Source organism: Psychromonas algarum (assembly GCF_004376845.1).
GTDB lineage: Bacteria > Pseudomonadota > Gammaproteobacteria > Enterobacterales > Psychromonadaceae > Psychromonas.
Genome location: NZ_SNUW01000002.1, coordinates 199,260 through 216,700 on the forward strand (window position 1 = coordinate 199,260; position 17,441 = coordinate 216,700).

Genomic DNA, 17,441 nt, shown 5'->3' on the forward strand with positions numbered 1-17,441 from the left:
AAAAAGAGATCCTTGCTTTTTATAGAGCGGTAATTTAATTAATTCCCATTGCATAACGCATAACACGATTTTTAATTTCGCCAGATTGCTGCGCTAACCCTAAGAAACTTTTGCGAGCAAAGCGGATCAAACTAGATTCAGATTTGCTTACTTTATAAAATACATCCATGCCTGTTTGCATTAATAAATTAGCAGGTCTACGTTGGCACTGGTAACGTTTTAATATTTCAGCTATCGGTAAATCACTACTTTGTGTTAATAATTCAACCAAACACTGTACATCCTTAAACCCAAGGTTAACCCCCTGACCAGCTAATGGATTGATGGTATGCGCAGCATCACCTAATAATACAACTCGGTCTTGGTAATAATGTTTGGCATGGCGTCGAGTTAGTGGAAAGCTCCCTTTACTGTGCACTTCAAAGGTAAAATCTAAAGATGGGAATTCAGCTAATATGACCTGCTTCAGTTGTTGATTTGTTAGGCTTTGTAAATACTTTATTTTTTGTGGGCTGTGGTACCACACTAAACTCGCATTATTTCCCGCTAACGGTAAAAACGCACAGGGCCCTGTTTCTCTAAACTCTTGCCAAGTAACCGTTTGTTGAGGTGAGTCCGTTGTAATATTAATGAGTAAACAATGCTGTCGATAATCCCAACTAGTAGTAGGTATATGTAAGTAATTACGTACTGCAGAATTAGCACCATCACAAGCAAGCAATAATTCACCTTGGATCTTCTGCTGGTTATCTAATGTGACATGAACCTGCTGCGTATGTTGGCTGATATTTAACACTTGCTTATTATCATAAATATGAACATGCGGTAGTTGTTTTAAAGCTTGCCATAAAACTGCTTGTATCCAACGATTCTCAACAATAAACCCCAATTGTTCAGCAGCAATATCCTCACTAGAAAAAATAAGCTTTTGACTTCCTTTTTCCCATGTATGTAAACCTTGGTATGCACATAGACGGTCAAGAGGAATATCTTGCCACACTCCAGCAGTTTCAAGTAAGAGTTTACTTTGCGCACTAAAGGCTGATACACGTAGGTCAAAAGGTGCATTTTCCAGTGGAGTTTGAACAGAATACTTTTCAATAAGGTGTAATGTATCGCCATCTTTAGCTAATAATAGAGCAGATAATGCTCCGACCATTCCGCCGCCAACAATAATAATTTCTCTATTTGCCATTACACCCTCACTTTATTCAGCTTACTTAATCACTTATTGTACGTAAATTAATAATATTTAGGGAAAAATTAACCTCATTTTTTAAACACTTAAAAGCAAGTTTATCTATGACCTAGAGATAAACAGTAATGTGAAAGTAAAGGCTGAAAACAAACAGTAGCATGATTGCCTTGAAGTGCGTAAAATGCGACCTCTTTTAAAGAAACAAACCAATTAGTAACAATAGTAGGCAGTGAATATGAGCATGAAATTACACGTTAAAACTTGGGGTTGTCAGATGAATGAATATGATTCATCAAAAATGGCCGACCTTTTAAATGCAAGTAACGGTTATATTTCCGTTGAAGAAGCAGAAGATGCTGATGTAATTTTATTAAATACTTGCTCTATTCGAGAAAAAGCACAAGAAAAAGTATTCCATCAACTTGGACGTTGGAAAAAGCTCAAAGATAAAAACCCTAATATAGTGATTGGTGTTGGTGGTTGCGTTGCTTCACAGGAAGGTAAAGCAATTCGTCGACGTGCTCCTTACGTAGATATTGTTTTTGGTCCACAGACATTACATCGTTTACCAACCATGATAAAAGAAGTACAAGAAAATAAAGGTACTGTGGTTGATGTTAGCTTTCCTGAGATTGAAAAGTTTGATTCAATGCCAGAGCCTAAGGCCGAAGGTGCAACTGCTTTTGTTTCTATCATGGAAGGCTGTTCTAAATATTGTACATTCTGTGTTGTTCCTTACACTCGCGGTGAAGAAGTTAGCCGCCCATTAGATGATATTTTATTAGAAATAGCACAGCTTGCAGAACAAGGTGTCCGCGAAATCAATTTATTAGGACAAAATGTAAACTCTTACATTGGTGCAACACACGATGGTGACACTTGTAGTTTCCCTGAACTATTACGTTACGTAGCTTCTATTGATGGCATTGACCGTTTACGTTATACAACTAGTAATCCAATTGATTTTACTGATGAAATCATTGATGTTTATCGTGATACACCTGAATTGGTTGATTTTTTACATCTTCCTGTTCAAGCAGGTGCAGATCGCATTTTAAACTTAATGAAACGTGGCCATACTGTTGCACAATACAAAGAAAAAATTGTAGCGCTAAAAGAAGTTCGCCCTAATCTCACGATCAGTTCTGACTTTATTGTTGGTTTCCCTAACGAAACCGATGAAGACTTCCAACAAACAATGGACTTAATCAACCACATTGGCTTTGATACAAGCTACAGCTTTATTTATAGCCAACGCCCAGGTACACCAGCGGCAGATATGCCAGATGATGTGACATTAGAAACCAAGAAAAAACGTTTAGCTATATTACAAGATCGAATTCACCAACATTCACAATTAATTGGTCGTCGTATGGTTGGTTCAGTACAACGTATCTTAGTTGAAGGTCCTTCACGTAAAAACATCATGGAGTTATGTGGTCGTACTGAAAATAATCGAATCGTAAACTTCGAAGGAGATCATCGTTCTATTGGTGGTTTTGTTGATGTTGAAATAACAGAAGTACATACCAACTCAATTCGTGGTAAGTTTATTCGTGGCGAAGCTGACATGAATTTACGTGAATCTATTCGTCCAAGTGATATTGTTAATAAAAAAACAAATAAACTTGGTGTTGAAACTTTTATCCCAGCTTAACTTTTATCTAGCAGAAATAAGGCTTTATAACTTTGACCGAAAAATTAACCACAGTACATATTGATTTAGAACCAGCAGATAAAGATCGCTTAGCGATTTTATGTGGCTCATTTGATGACAACATTAAGCAAATGGAACGCCGATTAGGTGTTGAAGTCATCTATAAAGATGCTCATTTTCAAGTAGTTGGTGAATCTCGTTATGCACAAGCTTGTAGCGAATTACTTAAAGACTTGTACATTGAAACTTTACCTATAAAAGGCAAAGCTTCAAACCTAACAGATCAAGATGTACATTTAGCCTTACAAAATTTAATTAATGATCATCGTTTATTAGAAGTTAAAACAGAATCAACAGAAGTTGGTTTTAAAAGTTTAACCATCAAAACGAAACGAGGAGTGATTAAACCTCGAGGTGAAAATCAAACGAAATACGTGAGCAACATTTTACGTAATGATATTAGTTTTGGTGTTGGACCAGCCGGCACAGGTAAAACTTATTTAGCAGTTGCTTGTGCAGTTGAAGCATTAGAGCGTCAAGAAGTACGCCGTATTTTATTAACACGTCCAGCGGTTGAAGCAGGTGAAAAGCTTGGATTTTTACCGGGTGATTTATCACAAAAGGTTGATCCCTATTTACGACCTTTATACGATGCATTATTTGAAATGTTAGGTTTTGAAAAAGTTGAAAAACTCATTGAAAAAAACATCATTGAAATTGCACCACTTGCTTATATGCGTGGTCGTACATTAAACGATGCGTTTGTTATCTTAGATGAAAGTCAAAACACCACTACCGAACAAATGAAAATGTTCCTAACGCGTATTGGATTTAATTCAACTGCCGTTATTACGGGTGATATTACGCAAATTGATTTACCTCGCCATCAAAAATCAGGCTTACGCCATGCGATTGAAGTATTAGGTGAAGTAGATGATGGTATTAGCTTTAACTTTTTCTTAGCTGATGACGTAGTTCGACATCCTGTTGTTGCACGTATTGTTAAAGCTTACGATGCTTTTGACAGAAAAGCTGAAATAGCTGAAAGTGAAGCGAGAAACGCTTAATGGAGCTTTATGTCGACTTGCAATTAGCGAGTAAAAATCAGCAAAATTTACCTGATTTAATACAAATAGAAAAATGGGTCAGTTCAGCCATTATTGCTGGTAGTGATGAAACACGAGATGAAGTTGAATTAACCGTCCGTATTGTTGATGCAGATGAAAGCCAAGACTTGAATCATCAATATAGAGGAAAAAATAAATCGACCAATGTCTTGTCATTTCCTTTTCAAAACCCGCCTGGGATCACTTTACCCTTATTAGGTGATCTAGTAATCTGTAAAGAGGTGGTTGAAAAAGAAGCAATTGAACAAAAAAAACCATTAATTGCACATTGGGCGCATATGTTAATTCATGGCACCTTGCATTTATTGGGCTATGACCATATTGATGATGATGAAGCACTAGCGATGGAAAGTATTGAAACTAAACTCATGATAGAGTTAGGTTACAACGACCCTTATTTAAGCGAAAAAGAGTAAATAAAATTAATGTCAGAAGATTACCATTCTAGCAACGAGCAACCTAAAGAAGGTTTGCTCGATAAAATCGGCAACCTATTTCAAGGTGAGCCCAAAAGCCAAGACGAATTATTAGATGTGATCGATAGTGCTAAACAGCGCCAAGTGATCGATCAAAAAACCAAAGAAATGATAAAAGGTGTTATCGACGTATCCAAAATGCGTGTTCGAGATATCATGATCCCTCGCTCACAAATGGTGACGCTAGGATTACACCAATCTGTTGAAGAGTTTTTACCAGAAATTATTGAGTCTGCACATTCACGTTTTCCCGTTATTACTGAAGATAAAGACCATGTAGTTGGTTTATTATTAGCAAAAGACCTTATTAAATATGGTTTTAGTTCTAATGCTGATGATTTCAAAATAGATGAAATTCTAAGGGAAGCAGTTGTTGTCCCAGAAAGTAAACGCTTAGATACATTATTAAAAGAATTTCGAAGCCAACGCTACCATATGGCAATTGTTGTTGATGAATATGGCGGTGTATCAGGTTTGGTAACCATCGAAGATATTCTAGAAGTGATCGTTGGTGAAATTGAAGATGAATTTGATAATGAAGAAGAAGATGAGATTCGCAAAATAGGAAAACGCACTTATACGGTAAGTGCATTAACTACCTTAGCTGATTTTAATGATCATTTCAAAACGGATTACAATATTGAAGGCCAAGATACCATCGGTGGATTAATTTTACATGAATTAGGTCACTTACCAGGTCGTGGTGAAAAAATCACTATTGCAGAACATAAATTCAAAATAACAAATGCAGACAACCGTCGTTTAGTACAATTACAAGTACGCACTCCCAAAGAGTTAAAAATAGAGCCTCAGAAAGATTGAAAAAACAATTAAGTAAACAACTAGCTTCGGTCAGCTCTTCTCTTGTAGGGCAGCTATTTATTGCTGCCTTATTAGGTGCAATGCAAGTATTTGCATTTGCTCCTTTTGAGCAATGGTGGGTTTTATATCCCTCTTTTATCGGAGTATTTTTATTACTTAAACAAGCTCAACGACACCATCAAAAACTATTTTTAGTCAGTTTTATTTTTAACTTATCCATGTTTATTGCCACCATTCATTGGGTTTATGTCAGCATGGATCTATTTGGTGGTATGCCTAGTATTATTAACGCTACGTTAATTCTATTACTAGCGGCTTATTTAGCGTTATTTCCTACATTTGCATTGTGGATCAGTCATAAAATACCAAGTCACTCCTTAGCAATAAGGTTATTACTTATTCTACCTAGCTTCTGGCTAATAATGGATTGGGTTAGAGGTTGGTTCTTAACAGGCTTCCCTTGGGCTTATTTAGGTTATAGCCATGCCGACACCCCTTTAGTTGGCTTTGCCCCTATTTTCGGTGTACAGGGCATCACTTTAGCTATTTTAATTATCTGCGCGTCCCTTACTTTATTACTGACTAAAAGTTCGCAAAAAGTTGCAATAACTTTAATTGTCTTTTTAATTGCAACAGGTTACTTATTAAAACAGCTTACCTTTACTGAATTACAAGCACCTGTCAAAGTCGCTTTGGTGCAGGGCAATATCGACCAAAATCAAAAATGGAAAAGAGATCAACTCTATCCTTCTTTATTTAAGTATTTAGACTTAACTGAAGCAGGTGATAATAGTGACCGTGAAAATGAATTAATTATTTGGCCTGAATCAGCCATTGCTGCTTTAGAAATCGATATGCAACGCTTTTTACTCCCCTTATCAGAAGAGTTAGAGCAAAAAGGGAAAACATTATTAACTGGGATTATTAATTACGATATCCATAATGATGAATATTTTAATAGCATAATCATGTTAGGAAAATTACCTAAAGGGCAAGGTTATTCGCAAATAAGCCCTAATCGATATAAAAAACATCATTTATTACCCATTGGTGAATTTGTTCCTTTTGAAGATTTTCTTCGTCCTTTAGCCCCCTACTTTAATTTGCCGATGTCGAGCTTTCAACGAGGTGCAGAAGTACAAACAAACTTACAGTTTGGCCAGTCTACATTAGCGGCTGCATTATGTTATGAGATAGCTTTTCCTGAGCTACTACGAAAAAATGTGCACGAAAAAACAGGAATTTTGTTAACACTCAGTAATGATGCTTGGTTTGGTGATTCAATTGGACCAGATCAACACTTAGAAATAGCAAGAATGCGTGCCATTGAATTTGGTCGTCCTTTATTGCGTAGCACCAACAATGGAGTAACAGCAATTTATGACAGCCGAGGAGAGGAATTAGGACGTTTACCTTCAAATAAAGCCGCTGTATTAAGAATGCAAATTCAACCAGCCTACGGTACAACCCCTTACCAACAAATAGGGCAAACACCTTTATTTATTTTCTGTTTTTTATCTTTATTCTTAGCGCTTATTCTAACCAAAAGACAAGACACTTAATTTATTAATAATAAACAACTTTTTGAATATAAAGTAGAGCACGTCTATATTGCTAACAGCAACATACACCTATTCATTCTTATCTTGCTGTCCAATAAATATTTAATAATAGAATAAATAGTTTTAGCTATTACTTAATATGAAAATAGATTTCTAACATTTATAGCATTTACAAATAAGCAGTGAAATTTATCACTGTTATTTAGATCACAACCTGATAACATATTTTTTTACTTTTTGATTAACGCTTAAGGAACTCGCATGTTTTTAAAAAAAGCAGCCATTATTACTCTTTCGACATTATTTTTGACCGCAGGGTGTGTTTCGACTCCCAATCCAGAGCAAGAGGCTAAAATTACTAATTTAGAAAGCGCGTTAGTACAATCAAAAGCAGACACAGAACAACAAAAATTAGCATTAGAAGAAACAAAAGCTAATTTACAAAAAGCTAATGAAGATTTACAAAAATCACAAAAAGAAGCGGTAGAGCTCAATAAAAAATTAGAAAAACAAGCTGCAGCTAAAAAAGCACAAGCAAAAAGTAATAATGTGGTTGTTCAACAAAAAGCTAAAAATGATGCCTACTTAGATAAAACCGTATTAGGTCAAGCAGAATGGATCTACATAAGCAAAGCAAAAATTAATTTAAAAGCACGTATTGATACAGGCGCAACAGTATCTTCTATTAACGCTTTAAATATTCAACGTTTTGAGCGTGATGGTAAAAAATGGGTACGCTTTAACTTAACAGAATCGAAAGATGGTAAAGAAAATTTAATTGAAGTACCTATTTTACGTACAGCTAAGATTGTTCAGTCAAGCCAACCAGGGAAAGTTAATGAGCGTCCTGTAGTTAAATTACATGTCCGTATTGGTAACATTTCACATCAATCAGAATTCACCCTAATCGACCGTACTCATATGAGTTACCCTGTTTTAATCGGGCGTACATTTATGCAAGATATTGTACTAGTTGATGTTAGCCAAGAGTATATCCATCCAAAATACCAAGCAACGAATAAAAAGTAGGAAACACTTATGAATTCACGTATTTTCTTTTATACCCTAGTCGCAGGATTATTTTTACTAGGGATATTTCAAACGGTGCAAAGGCACTTTGCTTTTGATATCCCATGGATGCCAGGAGAAACTCGTACGGTTTGGAATATTGATGCCAAGATTGATTTTAATGCTTTAAATGAACCGGTTGTTGCTTCATTAACTACACCAAACAGCCAAGCAGGTTTTACACAAATCACTCAGAATGCAGCATCACCTGGATACGGCTTATCATTTTTGTATGAAGAAAATAGCCCTCAAGCACAATGGGCAATTCGTAAAGCATCTGGACCACAAACACTCTATTACAATATTCAATTATTAGTTGATAAAAAAAGTGTCGATCAACCTATTACTGAAATGCCAGAATTATTTGAAGCTGAATATGCGCCAGCAGGACTCGCAGCAGGCTCAGATATTATCGCAGATGCATTAAAAACAAGTGCTGACGCATTTAGCTTTACCCGAGAATTGTTAAAACAAATCAATGCGACAGAACCAAACCAAAATGTAAGCTTAATTTTAACAAGTAAACGCTCAAAAACAGATTTATTAATCGACTTATTAAATGAAGCGAAGATCCCAACAAAGAAAATTGGTGCACTAGTACTTGAAGATGGCCGTCGTCGCCAACATTTACAACCATTAGTGGAAGTTTTCCAAGAGAAAGATGGAAAAATAACTTCTCGTCTATTTGATGCCACCACAACCAAAGCAGTAGATCGCAGTAACTTATTACTGTGGGATCAAAGTGGTAAAGCATTATTAGAACTAACAGGTGGTGAACATTCAAAAGTTAGCTTCTCTATGATCCAACAAGATCAACCAGCATTAGCCGCTATCTTACAAAAAACTGATAACGACCATTTATTTAACTTCTCAATTCATAGTTTGCCTGTTGAAGATCAGTCTTTATTTAAAAATATCCTAATGATCCCATTAGGTGTATTGATCGTTGTAATGATGCGAGTATTAATTGGCTTAAAAACTTCTGGTACGTTCATGCCAGTATTAATTGCCATGGCATTTATCCAAACAAGCTTAATAACGGGTTTAATTGGTTTTGTTATGTTAGTTGCCGTCGGTTTATTTATTCGATCATACTTATCTCATCTCAACTTACTCCTGGTATCACGAATATCCACCGTTATTATTATGGTAATTTTATTAATCGCCTTATTTGGTGTTTTATCTTACAAATTAGGATTAACAGAAGGTCTTAAAATCACCTTCTTCCCAATGATTATTTTATCTTGGACAATTGAGCGTATGTCTGTCTTGTGGGAAGAAGAAGGTGCAAAAGAAGTATTCACACAAGGTGGAGGCAGCTTAATTGTTGCTGTCTTAGCTTACTTTGCAATGAGCAATGAAGTTACTCGCCACTTAATGTTTAACTTCATCGGTTTACAATTTGTTGTTATGTCATTTGTATTAGTACTAGGTAGTTATACTGGTTATCGTTTATTAGAATTACGTCGCTTCAAGCCATTAGCGGACAAGGAGTAAACTATGTTTTTCTCTAGTCCTTTTAAATTAAGAGATAAAGGTATTCTAGGAATGAACCAACGTAACAGTGGTTATGTTGGTCGTTATAATCCTCGTAAGCTTTACCCTTTAGTGGATAACAAACTTAAAACTAAAATAATTGCTCGCGATGCTAATGTAACAACTCCAGCCTTGCTAGGTGTGATCACGATGCAAGCTGAAGTAGAAAATGTTGAACAGTTTATTAAAGATACTCCAGGTTTTGTAATTAAACCTGCAAAAGGAAGTGGCGGCAAAGGCATTTTAGTCGTCACTAAAGTTGAAAATGGACGCTACTATAAATCAAATGGTAATGAAGAAAGCCTTGCTGAAATTAAGCGCCATGTAACAAATATTTTAGCAGGCCTATTTAGTCTAGGCGGTAGTGCTGATGTAGCTGTTATTGAAGGCCTTATTCAATTTGATAGTGCTTTTGATGGGTTTAGTTTTGAAGGTGTACCTGATGTACGAGTGATCGTATTTAAAGGCTTTCCGGTGATGGCAATGATGCGTTTATCAACTGCCGCTTCTGATGGTAAAGCTAACTTACACCAAGGAGCTGTTGGAGTAGGTATTGATATTGGGACAGGAAGAGCCATCAATGCAGTGCAGTTCGATTTACCTGTTGAACGTCACCCTGATACAGATAAAGAGTTAAAACAGCTGAATGTCCCTAGATGGGAGCGCTTAATCTATTTAGCTGCAAGCTGTTATGAAATGTCTGGTATGGGTTATTTAGGAACAGACATGGTATTAGACCGAGATTTAGGCCCTATGCTATTAGAATTGAATGCACGTCCCGGTTTAGCTATTCAGATAGCTAATGGTAAAGGTATATTACCTCGATTAAAACGAGTTGAGAGTTTAAAAGACGCTGACAAAATGACAGTTGAAGAGCGTGTTGCTTTCTCTAAAAAACATTTCTCAGAATAAACCGCACTCAATTCAAAGTATATAAATCCCATCATAGTTTACTATCTTGGGATTTTTTATATCTGTAGGAAATAGTATCCCCACAATAATAACAAAACCAATATCCCGATGGTGCGATAAAATAGGGTATAAAAAACCGAGCAAGCTCGGTTTTTATTAAGAAAATCAGTAAAGAATATAATCTATTTAACCACAGTTAAAGTTGGCCTTTTTCTTTCACCTTTATTCTCTTTTTTTACATCTTGTTTATCTTCAACCACGCTAACAGGTGATGCTTCTTTTGGTATTTGTGGTGTATTTAAAGCTTCATACGCAGCTTCTGGAGGAAAAATGGTTCCTTCTCCATTCTCTCGCGCATAAATACCTTCAATCGCATAAATAGGTACATACACTTGCATTGGCTGCCCTGAAAAACGAGCATTAAAAGATAATGCATCGTCATCAAGAGAAAAACCAAGAACTGATTGCGGAGCAATATTTAATACAATTTTTCCGTTTTCAACAAACTGAGCCGGTACTTCCACATGCGCTTGTGTCGCATCAACGATCACATGAGGAGTACATTCACTATCAACTATCCAGTTATAGAAGGCGCGTAATAGATAAGGTCGTTGTACTAACATTTCCGACATTTCAAATTCCTACTGATTTATTATTCCTAAGAACTAACCACCAACACGGATTTCACGTTCAGTTTCAGTCATTGATGCTTGAAATGATTCACGTTCAAACACTTTAACCATGTAACTCTTTAAACCCGTTACATTATCATAGCCTAAATCGATTTTTAACTCAGGTAAACGCCATAATAGTGGAGCCATGTAACAATCAACAATCGTAAACTCTTCAGACATGAAGTAAGCAAAGTGTTCAAATACTGGTGCAACTTCAAGAATTTTAGCTCGTAAACTAACACGTGCAGCTTCAGCTTTAGTTACGTCACCAGACATAATAGTTGTTACTAATGGATACCATTCACTTTCAATACGCTGCATCAACAAACGGCTTTTAGCACGCTCAACTGGATAAACAGGCATTAGTGGCGGATGAGGAAAACGCTCATCTAAATATTCCATGATAATACGAGAATTATATAAAACTAATTCACGATCAACTAAAGTAGGAATATTGCTATCTGGAGTTAATTCAGCTAATTCCTCAGATGGATTATCTTGATCAACAAATGTGATATCAACATTGACACCTTTTTCAGCCAACACGATACGTGTTTGATGGCTATATAAGTCAGATGGTCCTGAGAATAACGTCATTACAGAACGTTTATTTACAGCTACGGCCATGGAATACCCCTAATGATTAAAAAAATGAGTGTTTAAAAAACACAAACGGCAATGACATCATAATGACACCATTGCCGAGAAGATAATAGAGAAAGGTGTTAGCGATTAATGAATATCGCGCCAATACTCTTTCTTCAATAAATAACTCAGTATAAATAGGATAATTAAGAAACCAATTACCCAGAAACCTAAGCTTTGACGCTCTAGTTTATTCGGTTCACCTGAATAGACTAGGAAGTTTACCAGATCTAGCACCGCACGGTCATACTCATCCGATGACATCTCTCCCGTTTCACTACTATGAAGTGCAACAACGACTTTGTGCTCATTACCATGTTCATCAGTTATTGTTTCAAAAGTAGCAGTTGGAATACCTTGTAACTCTTCTAATACATGTGGCATAGCAACATCTTTAAAGACAGTATTATTAACACCAAAAGGACGTTCAGGATCTTTATAGAAAGAACGCAAGTATGTATAAATCCAATCAGGGCCACGTAAACGAGCTTCTAATGTCAAATCTAATGGCGCATTACCAAACCATTTAGCAGCATCTTTTTTATCCATGCTGTTATGCATTAGCTCACCAATTTTACTATCTGTAAAAATCAGGTTTTCTCTCATCAAGTCATCTGGAATACCTAAATCCGTTGCAACACGCTGATAACGCTGGTGAGCAGTAGAATGACAAGCTGAACAGTAGTTCATGAATAATTTAGCACCATTTTGTAATGACGCTTTATCCGTTAGATCATAATTAGCTTTATCTAAATGAACTGCTGCACCCGCTGCAAATACAAGGCTTGGTACAAGTGCCACTAAGGCTATCAATAATTTTTTCATTAGTGTGTCAACCTCGTTGGTAATGGTTTGGTTTTTTCATTTTTACTGTATATAAACAGCGCAATAAAGAAGCCAAAATATCCGACAGATGCTACCTGAGCAATAATGGTATAAAGCGGAGTAGCAGGTAAAGCCCCTAATACACCTAATACAATAAAGCAGATAATGAACTGAGTAATATTTAATTTATGCATCCAACTACGGTAACGTATTGATTTAACTTTACAGCGATCTAACCACGGTAATAAAAATAGAATAGCAATTGACCCACCAAAGAATACAACACCGATTAACTTATCTGGGATTGCACGCAGAATCGCATAATACGGAGTGTAATACCAAACCGGAGCAATATGCGCTGGTGTTTTCAAGCTATTTGCAGCTTCAAAGTTAGGTGGTTCAAGGAAGAAACCGCCACCTTCGGGAATAAAGAAGATAACTGCAGCAAAACAAATTAAGAATGCCGATACGCCCATGATATCTTTTACCGTGAAATATGGATGGAATGGGACTGCATCAATAATATCTTTTTTACCACTGTATTGTTGATGGAAAGTAAACTTACCTTTTGCTTCTTCAGAAGCAGAACCTTTCTTCTGTTTAATCTCTATACCATCAGGGTTATTCGACCCTACTTCGTGCAGTGCCACAATATGTAAGAATACTAATGCAACTAATGCTAATGGCAGAGCAACAACGTGCAAGGCAAAGAAACGGTTAAGTGTTGCACCAGAAATAACATAATCACCACGTATCCATAGTGTTAGGTCATCACCAATGACAGGAATTGCACCAAATAATGAGATGATTACTTGAGCTCCCCAGAACGACATTTGTCCCCAAGGTAATAAGTACCCCATGAATGCTTCAGCCATTAACACTAAGAAGATCAACATACCGAAGATCCAAATAAGCTCTCTTGGTTTTTGATATGAACCGTAAATTAATCCTCGGAACATATGTAAATAGATAACAACAAAAAATGCCGAAGCACCTGTTGAATGCATATAACGTAATAACCAACCATAAGGAACATCACGCATAATATACTCAATTGAGTTAAATGCACCTTCTGCAGAAGGATTGTAATGCATGGTCAACCAGATACCTGTTAAAATTTGGTTAACTAACACTAACATTGCTAATGAACCAAAAAAGTACCAAAAGTTAAAGTTAACTGGTGTTGGATATTGAGCAAGATGTTTATTCCACGTATCCGTCATTGGAATACGTGCATCAATCCAGTCAATGCCATCCGTGACTAATTTTTTAAGCATCAGGCATCTCCTTTGTCTAAGCCAATAAGAACCGTTGCATCATCAACATAATGATGTGGTGGGATAACTAAGTTTAATGGAGCAGGTACATTTTGAAATACACGACCAGCCATATCAAATTTTGAACCGTGACAAGGGCAGAAGAAACCTGACTCGACACCTTCTACTTGCTCTCCAAATGAATCTGGTAGATAAGTAGGAGAACAACCTAAGTGAGTACAAATACCAACGGCAATAAATAATTCAGGCTTGATTGAACGAAGCTCATTCGTTGCATATTCAGGTTGTTGAGGTTCACTAGATTTAGGATCGCGTAATTTACCTTCAATTGTAGGCAATTCTTTGATTACTTTATCTGTACGTGCGACAACCCATACAGGTTTACCTCGCCATTCAACACGAACCAACTGTCCTGGTTGAATTTTGTCAATTTTAACACTAACAGGTGCTCCAGCAGCTTTAGCTTTTTCACTTGGGCTCCAAGATTTCACAAAAGGAACTGCTACAGCAGCAGCTCCTACACCACCAACAACTGCTGTTGTTAATGTTAGAAACTTGCGACGTCCAGAATTAACAGGCGCATTGCTCATTTATCTATCTCCATTGTGAGCCGCTAAAAAAGCAGTTCAAAAATTACATAACTGGGGATATACATCAATCCGTTGAAACATGAATTACGAATGTTGCATAAAAACTGCCTGAATTTTAAAGAAATAGCCATCTATTTACAAGCCATTAACATTACTTTTGAGGGGGAAATACAAAAAAGCATGGCTTAATTGACCATGCTCTCATTACAATCTCTTTACTTCGAAGAAATTAACTAAAAATGTGACCTTAAACGGCACTATCCATAATTGAACTTGCACCATTTTTAGCAATCGCAGCTAGATCTTTATCAATCCAATATAAAGCTTTACCATCTTCACCAACAAGAGAAATCTTATCTAGAATACCTTTAAATAGTTTCTCTTCTTCATGCTGTTCTGCAACATACCACTGTAAGAAATTAAAAGTAGAATAGTCATGAGTTTCAAAAGCGACGTGCGTTAACTCATTGATTTGTTTAGTGATTAAGCACTCATGTTCATAAGTTTCTTGAAATACATCTTTTAATGATTTAAAACCAAAAGGTGGCGCATCAATTGAGCCTAGAATAGGCAAAGCGCCGGTTTCACTTACATATGTAAATAAACGATTCATATGCTCCATTTCTTCTGTCGCATGAGAACGTAGCATTTCTGCCGCCCCTTCGTAGCCTTTATCTTCACACCAAGCACTCATTTGTAAATATAAGTTTGATGAATAAAACTCTAAATTAATTTGTTCATTTAGCTTCTTAACCATAGTTTCGGTTAACATAATGCTCTCCTAATAATTATCAATAGTTTAACCTTAAAGCCCTCACCATTAAAAAACAAGCAAAAAAAAGCCCAGTATAAACTGGGCTTTTTTGCAATTCGTAAAACGAAATTAACGTTTAGAGAATTGTGGACGTTTACGTGCTTTATGTAAACCGACTTTCTTACGTTCAACTTTACGAGCATCACGAGTAACAAAACCTGCACCACGTAATTCAGAACGTAGTGATTCATCAAACTGCATTAATGCACGAGTGATACCTAAACGGATTGCACCAGATTGACCAGTTGTACCACCACCTTTAACAGTGATGTTTAGATCGAATTTTTCAGCTGAGTCTACTAACACTAATGGTTGACGAACAACCATACATGCAGTTTCACGACCGAAGTATTCATCTAGGTTACGTTTGTTGATAGTGATTTGACCACTACCTGCTTTCATAAACACGCGAGCTGTAGAGCTTTTGCGACGACCTGTGCCGTAGTATTGATTTGCCATTGTTTTATATTCCTATTAGATGTCTAAAACTTGTGGTTGCTGTGCAGAATGTTGATGCTCAGAACCAGCATAAACTTTCAATTTACGGTACATTGCGCGGCCTAAAGGACCACGTGGTAACATACCATTTACAGCTTTTTCAATAACACGCTCAGGAGCACGTTCGATTAAGTCTTCAAAGCTAATTGCTTTAATACCACCGATGAAACCTGTGTGGTGGTAGTAAATTTTACCTTTAGCTTTGTTGCCAGTTACAGCAACTTTCTCAGCATTGATAACGATGATGTAATCGCCAGTATCAACATGAGGAGTGTATTCAGCTTTATGTTTACCGCGTAAACGTAAAGCGATTTCAGTAGCTAAACGACCTAGTGTTTTACCTTCAGCGTCAACTACGAACCAGTCGCGTTTTACTTCAGCTGGTTTTGCAACAAAAGTTTTCATTAAGTTATACCCAAATTAATGATTTAAAAAAATATGACTACATAAATTGCAGTCAAAAATGTATTTTTCGCCTTTCCGTATCCCTTCGAATACGTCTAGCGTAAACAGATCCACCATAACAATTGGGGAGGTGGATAACGTGGGCGGCGGAATTATACAGAAAACTGAGTGAGAGATCACCTATTTATTGCAATTTTATGAACAAGTTTTTTGCTTCATTTATAAAGCAAAATGATGTGCTTTACTTAGATATGCTTTACTTTGCATTTCTAATAAACGAGAAACACATCGTTGAAACTCAAATGACAATCGTGAACCTTGATATAAACTCAATATATCCACTTCTGCTGATATAATTAAAACAACATTACGATCATAGAACTCATCAACCATGGCAATAAAACGTCTCGTTAAATCATTATGTTGATCATTCATTTGTGGAATATTAGCAACTAATACGGTGCGATATAAAATCGCAAGTTCAATATAGTCATGCACACTACGAGGACCGTCACAGAGAGCTGTGAACTCAATGCTTAATGTGTCAAGACTAGTAGCAATACTAGTGAGCGGACGATTATTAATGGTAATTTTTTGACTATAAAATTTTTCACCCGTCGCTAATGTTTCAAAGGCGCCTTTAATTTGTGACTTTGCTTTTTCATCAAGTGGATAATGATAAATCTCAGCTTCTGTTAATTTGCCTAGACGATAATCTTTGCCACCATCTAAATTAAATATTTCACAATGTTCATTAATTAAATCAATCGCAGGCAAAAATCGTGCTCGTTGTAATCCGTTTTTATAGAGATGGTCAGGATGAATGTTAGATGTTGCAACTAACACAACCCCTTCTGCAAATAATGCTTCAAACATACCCGCTAAAATCATTGCATCGGTAATATCTTCAACAAAAAATTCATCAAAACAAATGATGTCTGTTTCACTGGCAAACTGTTTAGCTATCTTTTGTAGAGGGTCTGATTGCCCTTGTAATATAGTAAGTTGTTTATGAACTTCTAGCATAAAATGATGGAAGTGTAAGCGCTGTTTACGTTCACTTTTAATACTATGAAAAAACAGATCAACTAAATAGGTTTTACCTCGCCCAACTCCCCCATAAAAATACAACCCTTTAATAGGTGTTTTAACTGAATTGCTAGATTTAAACATACGCTGTAGAAATGAATTACGTTTAACTGGTTTATTTTGCTGTACTAATAAATCATCATATAATCGCTGCAACATAGTAATTGCTTGCAATTGTGCGTCATCAGAAAAAAAGGTCGGCTTTAATAAATCTGCTTGATATAAAGAGAGAGGTGTCACAATATGTTCTTAATAAGTCGGTAAAT

The 17,441-nt window shown here is 36.3% G+C and carries 18 protein-coding genes; 8 read left to right on the forward strand and 10 right to left on the reverse strand.

Translation table 11 applies throughout. The features are described 5' to 3' along the window. Positions 1–34: 34 nt before the first annotated feature. Positions 35–1,195, reverse strand: a complete 1,161-nt coding sequence (locus tag E2R68_RS00925) for an FAD-dependent monooxygenase (protein WP_134275628.1) — start codon at positions 1,193–1,195, stop codon at positions 35–37. Positions 1,196–1,433: 238 nt separating this feature from the next. Here E2R68_RS00925 and miaB point away from each other — a divergent pair, with 238 nt between their 5' ends. The 8 genes from miaB to E2R68_RS00965 all read left to right on the forward strand — a co-directional run bounded on the left by miaB (position 1,434) and on the right by E2R68_RS00965 (position 10,358). Continuing rightward, a complete protein-coding gene (miaB, locus tag E2R68_RS00930; RefSeq protein ID WP_134275629.1) occupies positions 1,434–2,855 on the forward strand; it encodes a tRNA (N6-isopentenyl adenosine(37)-C2)-methylthiotransferase MiaB in 1,422 nt (473 codons plus the stop codon). A gap of 32 nt (positions 2,856–2,887) precedes the next feature. Next, positions 2,888–3,922 (forward strand): PhoH family protein, encoded by a 1,035-nt coding sequence (locus E2R68_RS00935; protein WP_134275630.1) that lies wholly within the window; start codon positions 2,888–2,890, stop codon positions 3,920–3,922. Continuing rightward, entirely contained in the window at positions 3,922–4,398 is a 477-nt protein-coding gene (ybeY, locus tag E2R68_RS00940) for an rRNA maturation RNase YbeY (RefSeq protein WP_134275631.1), read from the forward strand. Before E2R68_RS00935 ends, ybeY begins: the two co-directional genes overlap by 1 nt. 9 nt (positions 4,399–4,407) lie before the next feature. Continuing rightward, on the forward strand, positions 4,408–5,280 hold the full coding sequence (corC, locus tag E2R68_RS00945) for a CNNM family magnesium/cobalt transport protein CorC (RefSeq protein ID WP_134275632.1): 873 nt from the start codon (positions 4,408–4,410) through the stop codon (positions 5,278–5,280). After that, on the forward strand, positions 5,277–6,842 hold the full coding sequence (lnt, locus tag E2R68_RS00950) for an apolipoprotein N-acyltransferase (protein ID WP_243834569.1): 1,566 nt from the start codon (positions 5,277–5,279) through the stop codon (positions 6,840–6,842). The genes corC and lnt overlap by 4 nt, the downstream gene beginning before the upstream one ends. Positions 6,843–7,103: 261 nt before the next feature. Continuing rightward, positions 7,104–7,871 (forward strand): ATP-dependent zinc protease family protein, encoded by a 768-nt coding sequence (locus E2R68_RS00955; RefSeq protein ID WP_134275633.1) that lies wholly within the window; start codon positions 7,104–7,106, stop codon positions 7,869–7,871. Between the two features lie 9 nt (positions 7,872–7,880). Further along, positions 7,881–9,407 carry an inactive transglutaminase family protein gene (locus E2R68_RS00960; RefSeq protein WP_134275634.1) on the forward strand — a complete coding sequence of 509 codons (1,527 nt, stop codon included), beginning with the start codon at positions 7,881–7,883 and terminating at the stop codon, positions 9,405–9,407. Positions 9,408–9,410: 3 nt separating this feature from the next. Continuing rightward, positions 9,411–10,358 carry an alpha-L-glutamate ligase-like protein gene (locus E2R68_RS00965; protein ID WP_134275635.1) on the forward strand — a complete coding sequence of 316 codons (948 nt, stop codon included), beginning with the start codon at positions 9,411–9,413 and terminating at the stop codon, positions 10,356–10,358. A gap of 182 nt (positions 10,359–10,540) precedes the next feature. Here E2R68_RS00965 and E2R68_RS00970 read toward each other — a convergent pair whose 3' ends face one another. The 9 genes from E2R68_RS00970 to zapE all read right to left on the reverse strand — a co-directional run bounded on the left by E2R68_RS00970 (position 10,541) and on the right by zapE (position 17,415). After that, positions 10,541–10,981 carry a ClpXP protease specificity-enhancing factor gene (locus tag E2R68_RS00970; RefSeq protein ID WP_208380098.1) on the reverse strand — a complete coding sequence of 147 codons (441 nt, stop codon included), beginning with the start codon at positions 10,979–10,981 and terminating at the stop codon, positions 10,541–10,543. Between the two features lie 42 nt (positions 10,982–11,023). Further along, the gene (gene sspA / locus E2R68_RS00975) at positions 11,024–11,659 is read right to left on the reverse strand and encodes a stringent starvation protein SspA (protein ID WP_134275637.1); all 636 of its coding nucleotides are present in this window, start codon (positions 11,657–11,659) and stop codon (positions 11,024–11,026) included. Between the two features lie 105 nt (positions 11,660–11,764). Then, the gene (locus E2R68_RS00980; protein ID WP_134275638.1) at positions 11,765–12,502 is read right to left on the reverse strand and encodes a cytochrome c1; all 738 of its coding nucleotides are present in this window, start codon (positions 12,500–12,502) and stop codon (positions 11,765–11,767) included. Then, on the reverse strand, positions 12,502–13,779 hold the full coding sequence (locus E2R68_RS00985; protein ID WP_134275639.1) for a cytochrome b: 1,278 nt from the start codon (positions 13,777–13,779) through the stop codon (positions 12,502–12,504). The genes E2R68_RS00980 and E2R68_RS00985 overlap by 1 nt, the downstream gene beginning before the upstream one ends. Then, the gene (gene petA / locus E2R68_RS00990; RefSeq protein WP_134275640.1) at positions 13,779–14,369 is read right to left on the reverse strand and encodes a ubiquinol-cytochrome c reductase iron-sulfur subunit; all 591 of its coding nucleotides are present in this window, start codon (positions 14,367–14,369) and stop codon (positions 13,779–13,781) included. The genes E2R68_RS00985 and petA overlap by 1 nt, the downstream gene beginning before the upstream one ends. A 247-nt stretch (positions 14,370–14,616) precedes the next feature. Then, positions 14,617–15,141 carry a non-heme ferritin gene (gene ftnA / locus E2R68_RS00995; protein WP_134275641.1) on the reverse strand — a complete coding sequence of 175 codons (525 nt, stop codon included), beginning with the start codon at positions 15,139–15,141 and terminating at the stop codon, positions 14,617–14,619. Between the two features lie 111 nt (positions 15,142–15,252). After that, complete coding sequence (gene rpsI, locus E2R68_RS01000) at positions 15,253–15,642, reverse strand: 30S ribosomal protein S9 (protein ID WP_134275642.1); 390 nt, start codon at positions 15,640–15,642, stop codon at positions 15,253–15,255. Positions 15,643–15,657: 15 nt separating this feature from the next. After that, positions 15,658–16,086, reverse strand: coding sequence for a 50S ribosomal protein L13 (gene rplM, locus E2R68_RS01005; protein WP_113820309.1), 429 nt, complete (start codon positions 16,084–16,086; stop codon positions 15,658–15,660). Between the two features lie 219 nt (positions 16,087–16,305). Beyond that, complete coding sequence (zapE, locus tag E2R68_RS01010) at positions 16,306–17,415, reverse strand: cell division protein ZapE (protein ID WP_134275643.1); 1,110 nt, start codon at positions 17,413–17,415, stop codon at positions 16,306–16,308. Positions 17,416–17,441 lie beyond the last annotated feature (26 nt).

Excerpts from the sequence above, each read along its gene's own strand:
- E2R68_RS00925 (WP_134275628.1), bottom strand. The coding sequence starts at position 1,195 with ATGGCAAATAGAGAAATTATTATTGTTGGCGGCGGAATGGTCGGAGCA.
- miaB (WP_134275629.1), top strand. The coding sequence starts at position 1,434 with ATGAGCATGAAATTACACGTTAAAACTTGGGGTTGTCAGATGAATGAA.
- ybeY (WP_134275631.1), top strand. The coding sequence starts at position 3,922 with ATGGAGCTTTATGTCGACTTGCAATTAGCGAGTAAAAATCAGCAAAAT.
- corC (WP_134275632.1), top strand. The coding sequence starts at position 4,408 with ATGTCAGAAGATTACCATTCTAGCAACGAGCAACCTAAAGAAGGTTTG.
- E2R68_RS00955 (WP_134275633.1), top strand. The coding sequence starts at position 7,104 with ATGTTTTTAAAAAAAGCAGCCATTATTACTCTTTCGACATTATTTTTG.
- E2R68_RS00960 (WP_134275634.1), top strand. The coding sequence starts at position 7,881 with ATGAATTCACGTATTTTCTTTTATACCCTAGTCGCAGGATTATTTTTA.
- E2R68_RS00965 (WP_134275635.1), top strand. The coding sequence starts at position 9,411 with ATGTTTTTCTCTAGTCCTTTTAAATTAAGAGATAAAGGTATTCTAGGA.
- E2R68_RS00970 (WP_208380098.1), bottom strand. The coding sequence starts at position 10,981 with ATGTTAGTACAACGACCTTATCTATTACGCGCCTTCTATAACTGGATA.
- sspA (WP_134275637.1), bottom strand. The coding sequence starts at position 11,659 with ATGGCCGTAGCTGTAAATAAACGTTCTGTAATGACGTTATTCTCAGGA.
- E2R68_RS00980 (WP_134275638.1), bottom strand. The coding sequence starts at position 12,502 with ATGAAAAAATTATTGATAGCCTTAGTGGCACTTGTACCAAGCCTTGTA.
- E2R68_RS00985 (WP_134275639.1), bottom strand. The coding sequence starts at position 13,779 with ATGCTTAAAAAATTAGTCACGGATGGCATTGACTGGATTGATGCACGT.
- petA (WP_134275640.1), bottom strand. The coding sequence starts at position 14,369 with ATGAGCAATGCGCCTGTTAATTCTGGACGTCGCAAGTTTCTAACATTA.
- ftnA (WP_134275641.1), bottom strand. The coding sequence starts at position 15,141 with ATGTTAACCGAAACTATGGTTAAGAAGCTAAATGAACAAATTAATTTA.
- rpsI (WP_134275642.1), bottom strand. The coding sequence starts at position 15,642 with ATGGCAAATCAATACTACGGCACAGGTCGTCGCAAAAGCTCTACAGCT.
- rplM (WP_113820309.1), bottom strand. The coding sequence starts at position 16,086 with ATGAAAACTTTTGTTGCAAAACCAGCTGAAGTAAAACGCGACTGGTTC.